Annotated in this window: 12 protein-coding genes; 1 reads left to right on the top strand and 11 read right to left on the bottom strand. The window is 24.4% G+C overall.

Going from position 1 to position 15,503, the window contains the following annotated elements; genetic code table 11:
* Positions 1–10: 10 nt before the first annotated feature.
* The 4 genes from E0D94_RS05985 to E0D94_RS05970 all read right to left on the bottom strand — a co-directional run bounded on the left by E0D94_RS05985 (position 11) and on the right by E0D94_RS05970 (position 3,075).
* Positions 11–1,081 carry a Fe(3+) ABC transporter substrate-binding protein gene (locus E0D94_RS05985; RefSeq protein ID WP_130806376.1) on the bottom strand — a complete coding sequence of 357 codons (1,071 nt, stop codon included), beginning with the start codon at positions 1,079–1,081 and terminating at the stop codon, positions 11–13.
* A 137-nt stretch (positions 1,082–1,218) separates the two neighbouring features.
* Positions 1,219–2,016, bottom strand: coding sequence for a hypothetical protein (locus E0D94_RS05980; protein WP_130806375.1), 798 nt, complete (start codon positions 2,014–2,016; stop codon positions 1,219–1,221).
* Positions 2,016–2,711 (bottom strand): ABC transporter ATP-binding protein, encoded by a 696-nt coding sequence (locus E0D94_RS05975; protein WP_130806374.1) that lies wholly within the window; start codon positions 2,709–2,711, stop codon positions 2,016–2,018. The genes E0D94_RS05980 and E0D94_RS05975 overlap by 1 nt, the downstream gene beginning before the upstream one ends.
* 1 nt (position 2,712) lies before the next feature.
* A complete protein-coding gene (locus E0D94_RS05970; protein WP_130806373.1) occupies positions 2,713–3,075 on the bottom strand; it encodes a GntR family transcriptional regulator in 363 nt (120 codons plus the stop codon).
* 266 nt (positions 3,076–3,341) lie between these two features.
* Here E0D94_RS05970 and E0D94_RS05965 point away from each other — a divergent pair, with 266 nt between their 5' ends.
* A complete protein-coding gene (locus E0D94_RS05965) occupies positions 3,342–3,899 on the top strand; it encodes a hemerythrin domain-containing protein (protein WP_130806372.1) in 558 nt (185 codons plus the stop codon).
* Positions 3,900–3,923: 24 nt separating this feature from the next.
* On the opposite strand, the gene E0D94_RS05960 is transcribed toward E0D94_RS05965, so the two are convergent.
* From E0D94_RS05960 to E0D94_RS05930, 7 genes are all read right to left on the bottom strand, one after another.
* Positions 3,924–4,301, bottom strand: a complete 378-nt coding sequence (locus tag E0D94_RS05960) for a hypothetical protein (protein WP_130806371.1) — start codon at positions 4,299–4,301, stop codon at positions 3,924–3,926.
* Positions 4,302–4,378: 77 nt separating this feature from the next.
* A complete protein-coding gene (locus E0D94_RS05955; protein WP_130806370.1) occupies positions 4,379–5,029 on the bottom strand; it encodes a hypothetical protein in 651 nt (216 codons plus the stop codon).
* A 61-nt stretch (positions 5,030–5,090) separates the two neighbouring features.
* On the bottom strand, positions 5,091–6,827 hold the full coding sequence (locus E0D94_RS05950; RefSeq protein WP_130806369.1) for an ABC transporter ATP-binding protein: 1,737 nt from the start codon (positions 6,825–6,827) through the stop codon (positions 5,091–5,093).
* A gap of 129 nt (positions 6,828–6,956) precedes the next feature.
* The gene (locus E0D94_RS05945) at positions 6,957–8,537 is read right to left on the bottom strand and encodes a Na+/H+ antiporter NhaC family protein (RefSeq protein WP_130806368.1); all 1,581 of its coding nucleotides are present in this window, start codon (positions 8,535–8,537) and stop codon (positions 6,957–6,959) included.
* Between the two features lie 96 nt (positions 8,538–8,633).
* Complete coding sequence (locus E0D94_RS05940; protein WP_130806367.1) at positions 8,634–11,942, bottom strand: UvrD-helicase domain-containing protein; 3,309 nt, start codon at positions 11,940–11,942, stop codon at positions 8,634–8,636.
* Complete coding sequence (locus E0D94_RS05935; RefSeq protein ID WP_130806366.1) at positions 11,905–15,048, bottom strand: PD-(D/E)XK nuclease family protein; 3,144 nt, start codon at positions 15,046–15,048, stop codon at positions 11,905–11,907. Before E0D94_RS05935 ends, E0D94_RS05940 begins: the two co-directional genes overlap by 38 nt.
* Before the next feature lie 83 nt (positions 15,049–15,131).
* Positions 15,132–15,488 (bottom strand): hypothetical protein, encoded by a 357-nt coding sequence (locus E0D94_RS05930; RefSeq protein WP_130806365.1) that lies wholly within the window; start codon positions 15,486–15,488, stop codon positions 15,132–15,134.
* Positions 15,489–15,503: the final 15 nt, after the last annotated feature.

Genomic DNA, 15,503 nt, shown 5'->3' with positions numbered 1-15,503 from the left:
AATTAATATATTACTTCCAACCAACTCTATCAAATATTTTAACAGCTTCAGAGTTATATTCTCCTAATATTGATAAGTTTATATCTTGAGCATTAAAATTTCCCCAAGACTTTAGTAATTCTGATGGTTCTACATTTTTATTAACTGGATATTCATAATTTGCTTCAGCGAATTCTTTTTGAGCTTTTTCACCAGATAAAAATTCAATTAATTTTAAAGCATTTTCTTTATTTTTAGAATTTTTTGTTATTCCTGCTCCACTTACATTTATATGTGTACCCTCAGTTTCTTTATTAGGGAAAAACACACCTATTTTATTTGCAACTTCCACTTCTTCTGGATCAGAAGAATTTAACATTTTGCCTATATAGTAAGTATTCATTATTGCTAAATCACCTTCTCCAGCTACTATAGCTTTAGCTTGATCTCTATCATTTCCTTGTGGTTTTCTAGCCATATTATTAACTATACCTTCTGCCCATTTTTCTGCTTCTTTCTCTCCATATAATTCAATAAATGAAGCTAATAATGATTGATTATATATGTTTGAAGATGATCTAACTAATATTTTTTCTTTCCACTTATCTGAAGTTAAGTCTTGATATGTGGATAATTCTTCAGGACTAACTCTTTCCTCTGAATAAACTATAACTCTTCCTCTAATTGTTAACCCATACCATGTATTATCTACATCTTTTAAGTTTTCAGGAACATTTTGTGATAAAACATCACTCTCTACCGATTGAAGTAAATCTTTAGACTTTGCTCTATGCAATCTTCCAGCATCAGCAGTTATAAGTACATCAGCTTCTGTAGATTCCCCTTCTCTAGATAGCCTTTCAATTAATTCATCTGATTTTGCTTTTACTATATTAACTTCTATCCCTGTATCTTCTGTGAATGCTTCATATAAAGATTCATCTGTATCATAATGTCTATCTGTATATACATTAACAGCTCCCTTACTTTCTTGATTTTTTGAACTTGTTGTATCTGAATCTTCTACAGATGACTCATCACTACAACCTATGGCTAATAGTGAAGTTAAAAATAACGTGAAAATTAATATTATTTTTTTCATAGTACCCTCCTAATTATTATATATTCATTAATTGATATTGTATATTTTTTGATAATATCTATCAATTAGGTATTTACTATGATAATATACTTCTATTTATACTGTCAAGTAAAAAAATAGATCTATAAGATTTTATCTTATAGATCTATTTTACGTTCTAATATATATCCTGTAGTAAATAAAAATGCTACAAAGAGTATTAAAGTAAATATTAATGAAGGTATATTTATAGAAAGTGCTTCTGACATTGTACTCATATCTAAATTAACATTATTAAAAGTAAGGTTTTTTTGTAAAGCTTCACTATTTATTGTTATATTTAACGGTAGATATGTTATCAACAAATAATCGATATAAGATGTAGCTGCAGTAATTGCTATAAATACTATAAATGATATAAACTTACCAATCTTTTTAACCCCTAGAGCTGCTTTACTTATAGCTATAGAAAAATAAACACTCATAACAAATATTATTGAATCTAAAATACCTAATAATGCAACTATAATAAATTCTGGAGTTAATAAAAATTTATTCACATCTCTGAGTATAGTTGTTAATATTGGTTGTTCAATTAAATTTGAATATTTATTTAATATAAAGTAAACAAATATTAATTGTATTAAAGTATATACTGCATACCAAAAAATAGTTACGATTAATTTAGATAATACAATAGAATTTCCTGATACAGGTAAAGTTAAAGTAAGGTACCCTCTATCTTCATATACTTCTTTACTAAATGAACTTACAAAGTAAAATAGTATAGCTACATTCCCTCCAATAAATCCTAGTGTAGTTAAAAATATTGTTCTTCCTACAGTATCTACATCAGCTGTTAAGTAAGTAAACAAACTTAAAAGTGTAAGTGTTATTACTACAACTGAAATAAATTTAGTACTACCTCTAATTTCATATTTCATTAAATTTAACATTACTTAAAAACCTCCCTATATAATTCATCTACAGACATATTTCTTTCATTTCTTAAACTTTCCACATTTCCATTTAAAACTATTTCACCATTTTTAAGAAATGCCACTTCTTCAAACACTCTTTCAAGATCATGTACTAAGTGAGTAGTTATTAACATTGAACTATCTTCATTATAATTATTAATTATAGCATCTAGTATCTTTTCTCTTGCCACAGGATCTACTCCTGCAATAGGCTCATCTAATATATATAATTTTGCATTTCTTGATAATACTAATGTTAAATTCAACTTTTCTTGCATTCCTTTAGATAGCTTTGTTACTTTCATATTTTCTTCTAACTCCATAAATTCTAAAAGTCTTTTTGCTTTTTCTCTATCAAAGTCATTATAAAAATCATCAAATAAATCAATAGCGTCTTTTATCTTCATCCATTTATATAAAAAATTTCTATCAGGTAAATATGACACCATAGATTTAGTTTCTGTTCCTGGTTTCTTTCCTGCAATATATACTTCTCCTTTAGATTGTGTAAGTATCCCCATAAGAATTTTAATCATAGTAGTTTTCCCACTACCATTTGGTCCTAGAAGTCCAATTATCTTACCTTTTTCAATATTTAGATTCACATCTTTTAAGGCAGTTTTTTTCATGTATTTTTTCGTTAAATTTTTCATTTCAACAATATTACTCAAATTAATTTCCCCTTTCTAATTCTTCATTTATTATATTAACTATTTCGGTTTTATTAAAACCTAATTCCTTCATATTATCCAAAAAGGAACTTATTATTTCTTTACATAATTCATCTTTTAAATTAAACATTATTCCCTTATCTTCAGTCACAAATGTACCCATACCTCTTTTTGTGAAAGTAATATTTGACCTTTCAAGTTCACTATATGCTCTTTGCACTGTGTTTGGATTAACTTTAAATTTTTCTGACATGTCTCGTACTGATATTATCTTATCTCCATTTTTTAATTCCCCTTTTGCTATAAGTCTCTTTATATAGTTCATTATCTGAATATAAATAGGTATATTATTATTAAAATCCATATAATCCCTCCAAGGGTTTTATTGTTATATATCAATAGTACACTATGTCACTAACAATGTCAATAATAAATATCACAATTAAAATCCATGTAATCCCTCCAAGAGTTTCAATGTTATATATCAATAGTACACTACATCACTAACAATGTCAACTAAAAATGTAGCCCAAATTTAATTTTTTTAAAATAATATGATAAATATCACAATTAAAATTCTTAATTATTGGTATAATTATATTAGGAACAATTTTTGAAAGGAGATAGTTTATGAATTCAATAGATGTTTTAGTCAATGAACATAATAATATAAAAAGAGTTTTAAAAATCATTAGGTGTATTTGTGTAAATATGGTAGAAGGAAATAAAGTAGAGATAGATGATTTTTCAAAAATTATTGATTTTATCAGAAATTACGCAGATAAATATCATCATGGTAAAGAAGAAGAAATGCTATTTAAATATATGCAAGAAGATTTATCTTCTGATATAGGTGAAGGACCTGTTAGAGGGATGTTCATCGAGCATGATTATGCAAGAAGTTTTATTATGAACTTGGAAATAGCTATAAAAAAATATAAAAGCGGTAATACCGAATCCAAAGTAGATATAATTGCAAATGCTATAGGATATGCAAATTTACTAAATAACCATATCCTTAAAGAGGATAATGTGATTTACAAATATGCTATAACTCATCTACCTAAAGAAACTATAAATAAAATGAATAAAGAATTTGAAATCTTAGAACAAAAACAAGAAAATATAGAAAAAAGAAAAAAATATATAGATTTAATTGAAAAATTAAGTAAAAAATATAACTGCTAAGATTATAATCTTAGCAGTTATATTTTAATAATATGGACTTCCATAACCAGGATAATTATAGTAATCACGATCTCTATATCTTGGATAATAAGGTCTTCTACGTCTATTAAATAGTGACCCTAATAATATTAAAGATATAAAGTCTCTAAATATTCTTCGCCTTCCATAATAAGGTCTTTGCATATTTACTCCCCTGCTCATAACACGTCTTTCCCTTATGTCCTCCTCTATTTCAGGATACTCTTTTATCATATCATCATATATCTCGTCTATCATTTTCTCTAATTCTTCTTCTGTTGGCATTTCATCCATATCACTATATGGATAGTATTTCATTATAGTATCTTCTACTTTAGGATAAAGCTTTCTGTAAATATCAGGATAAGGTATAGTTCCATTCATAAAAAAATCCTCCTCTACATTTTTTCCTTCAATATATATTATGTGAAGAAGATTTTTTTGTGAATATATTATGCTTATTAATATTTTTTATCTATTAGTATCCCGGAATATTCAATATCATTATGAGTATATCCTTTAGAATCATTACTAATATCAGGTATTTTTATAGATTTAAATTCATAATATAAAACTTCCATTAATTCCTTTAAAGGTTTTAAAGAACTCTCTAGTTTTTCTAAGGTTTTAATACTGTCTATAAACTTATAAGTATCTAGCTTTAATATTTCCTTGTTTTCAATGCTTATACCAATTTTAAACAATTGTTCTTTATAGTTTTTTACTATGTTTTTTATCTTAATATTATAAGTCGTATTAAACTCTTTATCTATTATCTCTAAGGACTCTAAAGTTTTATTATATTTTTCTAATAGTTTTTTCATATTGTATGCTCCATAACTATTATTCCTTTGAAGTGCTTTAATTTCCTTTTCGAGACTTATTTCATTGTGATAAAACCTATAATAATGCTCTTGTAGCCTTTCTAAATTATCATAAAATTGATCTGATGCTATAAGGTGATTGGCATTAGAATAAGAAATATTATTTTCAGTCTTGCTTGTAGCCTCCACCCTTTTTACCCCTATGGTACTTAATACTTGTCTATTCCTTTCAACAAAACTACCATGTATTCTTCTTTTACTTCTTGAAGTACTAGATACTGAAGCCATTAGAACACTTCCCCTCATCTTTTACTTCTTTATACCCCTAAATTTTAATTTTTAACTATATTTATGCTACTTCATCAGGAATATATCCTTTAAATTGTGATTTATATAATTTAGAATATAATCCTTTATTATCAATTAAGTCTTCATGTGTACCTACTTCTTCTATTCCTTTATCTGTTAGTACTACAATTTTATCTGCATTTTTGATTGTAGACAATCTATGAGCTATTACTATAGTTGTTCGTCCCTTAGATAATTCTTCTAATGCTTTTTGTATTTTTATTTCAGTTTCATTATCTAAAGCACTAGTTGCCTCGTCAAGTATTAATATTGGTGGATTTTTAAGGAAAACTCTAGCTATAGAAATTCTTTGCTTTTGTCCACCAGATAATCTAACTCCTTTTTCTCCAATATATGTTTTATATCCATTAGGTAATGATATAATAAAATCATGAATATTAGCACTTTTTGCTGCTTTTATAACTTCCTCATGTGTAGCATCTGATCTACCATAAAGAATATTTTCTTCAATAGTACCAGTAAATAAAAACACATCTTGTTGTACAAATCCAATATGTTCTCTTAATGATTTTATTTTGATATCCTTTATATCTATACCATCAATAGTTATACTTCCTTTATCTACTTCGTAAAATCTTGGAATTAAGTTACACAAAGTTGATTTTCCACCACCTGAAGGCCCTACAAGTGCCAATGTTTTTCCACTAGTTATATCTAAATTCATTCCTGCAAGCACTGTTTCTTCTTCATCATACGAAAATGTTACATCCTCAAATTTTATATCCCCTTTAACATTATCTAACTCCATTGCATCATTAGAATCAATTATATCAGGTTTAACTTCTAATATTTGTAAAAATCTTTCAAAGCCAGTCATGCCTGATTGAAACTGCTGTGTAAATTGAGTAAGTCTCCTAATTGGTTGCATAAAGAAATTTATAAATAATAAAAATGCCAATAAGTCAGGTATATTCATAGTACCATTATATATAAAAATACCTCCTACACTTACAACAACTAAATTCAACATATTTATTAAAAAATTCATTCCTGTAAAGAATTCTGCCATAGATTTAAATGCATATTCTCGTGAATCTTTAAACTCTCTATTCCCTAATTCAAATTTATACATTTCATATTCTTCATTTGTGAAAGATTTAGATACCCTTATACCAGATATACTATCTTCAACTTGAGCATTTACATTAGCTATTTTTCTTTTCACTTCTCTAAATGCTTCATTCATTTTCTTCCTTTTTTTCAACGCAAAAAATAACATTAAAGGTACAAATATAAATACTACTAATGTAAGTGGAACATTTATAGTAAACATTAAAATAAAAGATCCTATTAGCATTATAACTGATAAAAATAAATCCTCAGGACCATGATGAGCTAACTCTGATATTTCTCTTAAATCATTTACTATTCTAGACATAATATGACCTGTTCTTACTTTATCAAAATAACTAAAAGGTAATGTTTGAAGGTGAGAAAACAAATCTTTTCGCATATTTGCTTCCATTCTTGCACCAACAACATGTCCCCAATAATCTACTATATAATTAAACAATGCTCTTAATATAAAAAGTAAAATTAAAGTTCCTGTAATTATATATAATTCCCTCATTTTTCCGTTTGGTATAATATCATTAGTTAACTCACGTGTTACCATAGGAAATACTAAATCAATCAAAGCCATAAAAAAAGCACATACCATATCTAATATAAATAGCTTTTTGTGTGGCTTATAATATGATGCAAATTTTCTTAACATTTTCATCTCCCCTTCATATATCTTCTATATATAGTTTAATTCTATTAATTATAGAAGTCAATAATATATTTAGAGAGTCTAAATAAATATAAATGATACCTTAAATTAAGGTATCATTTATATTTATATTTATATATTTTCTTTCTTTCTGATTTTTCTCTTAGTTTTAGGATTTATACCATATTTCTTTCTAGATAATTTAGATAACCAGTACATAAGACCAAATAATAAAGTTATTCCAAGTGGTATAAGTATTAATGGTGTTATGTTAAATTGTCCCCATAATAGATACATAAATACTGCAACTATTGCTGTAGTTATTGCATAAGGTACTTGTGTTGAAACATGATCTATATGGTCTGCTCCTGAAAATATTGATGCAAGTACAGTTGTATCTGATATTGGTGAACAATGATCTCCAAATATAGCTCCTGAAAATACTACTCCAGCCATAGCTACAGATAAATATGCATCATTAGTTAATGCATAAGCAAGTGGTATAGCTATAGGGGTAAGTATTGTCATAGTTCCCCAAGATGTACCTGTTGCAAATGAAATAAGCATACCTAAACCAAATATTAACATTGGTACAAATACAAATGGTAAATTCGGAGGTATTGCTTTTACTATGAATTCATCTAATTTCATCTCTGCAGTTATTGACCCTAAACTCCATGCCATTACAAGAATTACACAAGCAAGTAACATAAGCTTAAGACCATCTACAAAAGTATCCATTGCTTCAGATAATGTCATTATTTTTGTGGAAAGTGCCATTACTATACCAGTTATAGACATTGCAAATGCTCCCCAAAGTAAAGCTTTTGCTGGATCAGAAGCTCCCAATATATCAGTTATGCCTCCTGCACCTCTACCTGTAAACCAAAAACCAAATAGTGTAACACCTACAAGTACTATTAAAGGTAAAAAGAATGTTATAAGCATTGGTTTTGTATCCTTTGGCTCACCTAATTCATAATTAACATCAAGCATTGGTTTTGCACCATCACGAACTATTTTACCTTCTGTTACAGCCCTATGTTCCGCTTTAAGCATTGGACCAAAATCTCTTCCTGTTATTACAAGCATACCTACAAGTAATACTGCAAATATACAATAAAGATTTAACGGTATACTATAAAGATATGCTGTGAATGGTTGTATACTATCTATACCTGCTGTTTCCATACCTGTCTTTACCATACCTATTTGAAATGCTATCCAATCTGATATAAAAAATGTTGCAACTGGTGCCGCAGTAGAATCTAATATGTAGGATAATCTTTCTGAAGATATTTTATGTTCTTCTGAAATATCTCTAAAAACATTACCCACTATTGCAGCATTTACATAATCATTAAAAAATATTACAATACCAAGTATCCAAGCCCCTATTCCAGCTGCCTTTCTCGTTTTAATCTTTTTTCTTGCCCAAGCAGTAAGAGCTTCACTACCTCCAAGTCTCCAGATAAATGCTACCCCTGAACCCATGAGTAGATTAAATAATAATAATGATGCATTCCATTCATCTGTAATAGAACCTACTACTGTATCCAAAGTATATACAGTACCAGAAAAAGGATTCCATCCAGAAATTATAAGTCCTCCTGTAAATATACCTATAAATAAAGAAATTAATACCCTTTTTGTGATAAATGCTAATACTATTGCTACTAGTGGTGGAATAATGGCTAGCCACCCATAATCCATAAATTATCACTCCTCCTATTATTTATTTGAAAATTTCTTTACTTAATATATATTCTACATAAATTATTAAATTCCTTTAATTTTTTAGAATATTTTTTATTTACAGTTTTTTTGATGATTACAATATATACATTTGTCTGTATTTTTACTATAATATAATTCTTCATTATGCGTGTTTACAAAAGTAATAAATTTTTTTATTTTATTCAAGTTCTCGTTTAAAGCATCTTCTGATATATCAATATCCATATATTCTCCTGTTTTAAGTAACATAATTCTAGCTTTTTCCACATTAATTTTATATAGATCCTTTACAACTGAAGTATATAATTGCATTTGTGTAGAATATTGCTCTAATATATATTTTTTATTTTTTACATCATTAGTTTTAAAGTCAATTATCGTTGCTCTATTACCATCAACTATTATTTTATCAATAACACCGGATAATTTAATATCTAATATATTATAATAAAAATGAATTTCATTGTATTGCTTTTTATTATGAAAGTCATTCATGTCTATGTAATTATTTATATATGGTAGAATTTCATTTATTTTATCTGCTGTAATATTTATATTTTTTTCTTGAAAAACCTTTTTAATTAAATTATACTTATCTATGTCTGGATTATATAATTCACATATTCTATGAACTAAAACTCCTTTTTCAATACTAGATAATGTATTATTCATATTACCTTTAGAGTTATTAAAATTAATTACAGGACTTTTTTTATAATATTCATAATAAAAGCTTCTCTGACAATTTTTAAATTTCATATAAGCACTTATACTTAATGTTTCAAATTTCTTTTTTATACTATTATTTATATTAATTAAAGGAAATATATTTGTATCTATATCTCTTTTTTTCAAATGACTTTCTTGAAAGTTCTTTACTCTTGATATTTTCTCATATTCTAAATCTATATTATTTATATATTTTATATTTTCAGTAGATATATTTTCTTCTATCATTGATTTAAAAGAATTTTTATAATTTCTTCCTAAAGATTGAGATCCAAGTATTAGCTTTTCTTCAGCACGAGTCATAGCCACATACAATATTCTTTTATTTTCTTCAAAGTCTTCAATGATTTCATTTTCTAATATATTAGAATAAATAAATGATAATTCCTTTGATTTTTTTTGATTTTCATCTATATGCTTTATGCCTAAGCCTTTATATTTTGAGAATAAAATATCTGAATTATTATTTCTAAAAGGTTTTGAAGTTTGAGGTATAATTATTACTTTAAACTGTAAACCCTTTGATTTATGAATAGTCATAATACTTACACCTTTAGAATCTAAACTATTCACATTGTCTTTTTCAATATCTTGTCCATATTTTTTAAAGTCATCTATATATTTTATAAATTCATTTAACTCTAGATTTTCTTCATATACTAATTTTTTTGTAAAATCAATAAACTTCTCTATATTAGATATCTTTTGTATATTATCATCTAATAGCAAGCAAGTTTCTTTAAATTTAGTTGTTTTTAAAAGTTCTATTAATAATTCGTCTACCCTTAATATTTTTTTAAGCTTATTAAATCTTTTTATAATTGAATAAGCAAATTCTAATTTATCCTTTTCTTTGTTTTCTATAAAATCTTCATAGTAATAAAAATGTTTATATAATGTACTATCTGAAACTCCTATCATAGATGATCTTAAAAAGCCTATAAAAGAAATTATATCATCATTATTATTAATAGCTTTCAATGCATTCATTATATCTACTATCTGTTCTAAATATAGCAACCCTTCACCAGAAAAATTTGAAAAAGGTATATTATATTTTTTAAAAGCTGATTCATATAATGAAATATCTGTCATACTTCTAAAAAGCATTGCAAAATCCCTATAATTATATTCTCCTTTATCAACTGATAGCTTAATTCTTTTAGCTATTAAATCAGCTTCAATTTTTTTGTTATATTCACTTTTATTTTCATCATTTGGAATTTCAATTTCATCATTCTTTAAAATTTCCACATCTATTTCATTCTCAGTAGATTTATTTGAATTAAGTACTTGATATTTACCTCCCATTAATTTTATAAAGAAGTCATTTATTACTTTCATTATTGTGTTTACAGTTCTAAAATTATCATCTAAATTAATTATTAATTCGTCATTTTTATTAGAGATATCCTTTGAAACTTTATCAAATATTGATACATCTGCCCCTCTAAATCTATATATAGATTGCTTAGGATCACCAACTACAAATAAATTATTTCTATCTAAAGCTTTATTTAATGAACATAATTTATATAATATATTTTTTTGTAAATTATCTGTATCTTGAAATTCATCTATCATTATATATTTAAATTTATTTATATAATGATTTAGTATATTTTTATTATCAAATAATTGTAAAGTCAATATTTGTAAATCTTCATAATCTAATTTAGATAATTTTTGTTTTTTTTCACTATATTTTTTGTCTAATAATTTTAGTATATAAAAAGTAAATATATATATATCTTTATTTAATTTTTCTAACATTACTAATAAATTATTAATAACACCTTTGACTTCATCTATATTCTCTTGTAACTTCTTGTTTTTTCCTAGATTTTCCTTTATATATGCAATATTAAATAAATCTTCTTTTTTTATTTCATTACTCTGTTTATTATAAAACTCTAACCATATTTCATCATTTTTTAATTTAGCTAACTTTGAATTTTTACGTGAATTTTCTATTAAATATAATACTTTTTCTTTTATATCACCTAAGTTTGAAGAATCTATTTTCAAATTCTCAATATTTTCAAGGGTTAAATTTTCTATATAATTTATATCCTTACCTGTAGTTCTTATATCTAAATAGATTTTTTTTAAGGTCTGTATTATATTGTCCGTATGCATACTTTCTTCTATAGAAAAAGGAGTGAAATACTGTAAAAATTTATATATTTGATTGTCTTTCTCTATTTGTACAGTAAATATATCATTTAAAATTTCTTCAATAAATTTATTCTTTTCATATTCTTCTAATATCTTAAAATTTGGTTGTACACTACTTTCAATAGGATTTTCACTCAACATCTTTGAACAAAACGCATGAATTGTTGATATATTAGCCATTTCTAAGTCTTCATATATTCTTTTCCAATACTCTTTTTCTTTAGATTCTTCTTCTATTTTTTCTATTACTCTTTTTCTAATTCGTTCTTTCATTTCACCTTGGGCTTTTTTAGTAAATGTAATAGCAACAATAGATTCAATTTCGCTATATTTATCTAGATTGCCATTTTCTAAAATTTTTATATATCTATCTACTAAAACTTTTGTTTTTCCACTTCCTGCTCCTGCATTTACAGCTAAATTTTCATTTATTGTATTAATAGCTTGTTTCTGGCTCTCTGTAAGTTTTATCATACTCTACATCCTTCCCATCTATTCTTTCCTTATTGTATCTACATATTTCTTTATAAGGGCAATAAGGGCTACATTCTTGAGGCTTTACAAAAAAATCACCTGATTTTATACCATGAATATATCTATTGATTTTGTCTTTAGTTATTTCTATAATATCCTGCCATTTTTCTTCATTTAAAGTTTTCTTTTCACCTAGTATATCTTTAGACTCTTTTTTAGCTAAAATATTTATATACTTTTTATCATTTAAAACTATATATCCTCCTGATAATATTTCATAACCTCTCTTCTTCATAGCCATTAAATATATAGGTAATTGAAGGCTTGTCCCTTTCTCAATATCTTTTAATTTTAATCCCTGAGAAGTTTTATAATCATATATTATTATTTTTTCATCTTTTATATCTATTCTATCTATTTTTCCTAATAATTTCACATTAAAATATTCAGTTTCTAAAATGAAATCTTCTTTATAACCAAATTTATATTCAAAAAATTTAGGATAAATTTGCTTTTCTTTTAATCTATTTAAATCTTGATATAAAAACTCTAAAATAACTTTTTTCATAAACTCTATTCTTAAATTCCACATTTTATTTATATTTTTTATTTGTAATTCATTTTTTACTATCCTTATAAGTATTTTAGTTACAATATCTTCTATATTTTTAATTTCAACAATTTTATTATCAATATAATCATAAATTTTATTTTTATATCTAGAATAAAATTCTGCTAATACCATGTGATAAATATTTCCTTTATCCCTATTGTCAAAATCTTTCTCTTTTTCTTCCTCATTAATATTTAATACATATTTAAAAAAGTATTTCATAGGACATTGTCCATATGTTTCAAGACTAGTTATACTAAATGTTTTATCAATAAAATTATATTCTTCATTAATATTTCCATCAAATTCACTAAATTCATGGGAATTTCTTTTAAACTCTACATTAATATTGCTCATTATTTTAGATATAGCATATTTATCTATAGTATTATACATATTAATTTCACGAGACATATCTTCACCTTTGGAATATCTATATAATATATTTTGAAGTAATTCTTCATTATTATATAGATTTATTAAATCTTTTTTAAATATATAATCACTGTTTATATTTTCTATATATTTATCATCTAAACCTATATTTTTAGATACTTCCTCTATAAAAATAGATGGTATTGAAAGTTCAGATGTATTTTCATTACAATATGATAGTACTAATTTTGATTTTGCTCTAGAAATTGATATAGCAAATAATAATTTCTCTTTATCATATATTTCTCTATTAGATGGATATATAATCCCTTTTCTATTTAATAAATTCATGTTTTTCTTATTAAAAAACCAATTATTTTTCTTTGTTTTAGGATAATTACCTTCACTTAATCCTAATATATATATATTTTCAAACTCCAATCCTCTTGATAATGAAGGGCTTATTATATGTACTCCATTCTTATCTTTTTCTTTTATTATTATTTCTTCCTCTTTAAACAAGTCTTTTAATAAATTCATAAAGTATTTTATATCAAAATTATTATTTGGAATAATATCAGTATAAGTTTCCAATTTTTCAAATATCATATTTAAATTATTAATAAAGGCTACATCTCTATAATATATATCTTCATCCTTATGTAACTGATATAATTCTTCTATATTATCTTTTATTTTATAATCTATTAATAAAGTGTTTAGCACTTTTATAATATCTTGTGGATATCTTATTGAATTTAACTCAGGTATTTTTTCTAATAATATATTAATTTCAGATTCTATTATTTGGATAGTTTCTAATTGTTGATTATGTTTTTTGTCATTAGATGCATTTATTAAATAATTTAATTTTTCCTTTTCTTTAGATATTGCAATATGAACATTACTTTCGTTATAATTGTCGTATAGATAATTTAATCTCTTCTCTATAATTTCTTCAGATATATTATAATCTATATTTAAATAAGGTGACTTTAATACTTTAACTACATTTCTTATATTATTATCATTTATTAAATCTAATATATTTAATATATCTCTTGCTATAGGTATATTAAACATTTTTTCTTTTTTATCTAAATTACAAGGTATATTATAACTATTTAACTTTTCTCTCATCAATTTACCATAATTATTTAAATCATCAGTAATAACAGCTATTTTATTTGGAAGTATTTTACCTAGTACATCCTCTTTTATATCATTAGCTATTTTCATAATTTCCAAATTCAAATTATCTGCTCTTATTATATTTATTTTACTAGTATCAACATTTTCATTCTTTTTATTAGAAAATAATTCAATTCCTAATTTATCAAATAAATCTTTTTGGTCATTTTCCTTTTGTTTTAATATAAAACCTAAATCTTCTAATCTTTCTATTGTTTTTCTTATAGTTATATATTCTTTATCTGTTTTATATGGAATGTTTATTAAAATATCTATATTCATTTTGGACAATTGCTTAATCATTTCAAATTCTTGTGATCTAAAGTCAAAAAACTCATCTATTATTATTAATTCTAAGTTTTCAAAAGCACTTTTATTTTTTTCGAAATTATTTATTGATTTTAAAAAAACTTCTTCTTTATCTAATAAATTATTGTTATATAAAAATAATTGATATTCTTTATAAATATAAAATATCTCTTTGAACTTTATATGTTGATTTTCTTCAACCTTTATATCTTCAGATTTTACTAAAGATCTTTTTATTTCACCTATTATATAAATTAAAGATTCTATAAAACTATCATTTTTTATTATATCTTTATAATATTTAATTTTTCCTTGTTGCTCTAATTTTTTTAATATATCTTTTAATATTATTTTCTTTGCTATATCTTGTATCTCAGTATAAATTGATTTATCAATTAATTTATCTACTATGTCATCAAATGTTATTACATTTAAGTTAAATGCTCCTTTAACTTCACTCAATAATAATTTTCTATATTTCATAAGCAAGTCTCTAGAGGGAAGTATGTAATTCATTTTTTCACAATTATTATTACTTATGTATTTTCTTGCCTCATCTATTAATTTATTTTTAAAATTATTATTTATATCACCAAAGAAAATTATTTTTCTACTCATTTTGTACCTCCAAAAAATTTATAATATAATTATACTAAAGTTTTAATTTATTTCCAAAAAAATAATCCCCTTATATAAGGGGATTATGCAGAAAGTTTATATTCTCTAAATATAGAAACTATATCATCTACATTATATTTGCTTGTTTTATCATAAATTAATGAATCTAATATCCTTTTTAATTTAATTTCAAATTCATCGGCATTTGGATTATCTAAATGAAATGGATTTTTTACTATATTTAATTCTAATAATAATTCCCAGAACGTTCTATAACTTACAATTTCTAAAGTTGAAATAGGATATTCTTCAATAAATTTATGTTTGTCTATTTTACAAGTTTTTTTGTATAGTTTTCTTGTTATATAACTTTCAGTATCTTTTAGTTCTAATAGACTATTATAATATTCCTTTGCTATTTCTCTTTTATTAATAATCATATAAATGCCTCCTTA

Source organism: Senegalia massiliensis (genome assembly GCF_900626135.1).
In the GTDB taxonomy this organism is placed as follows: Bacteria; Bacillota; Clostridia; order Tissierellales; family SIT17; genus Anaeromonas; species Anaeromonas massiliensis.
This window is presented reverse-complemented; position numbering and strand designations above follow the sequence as displayed.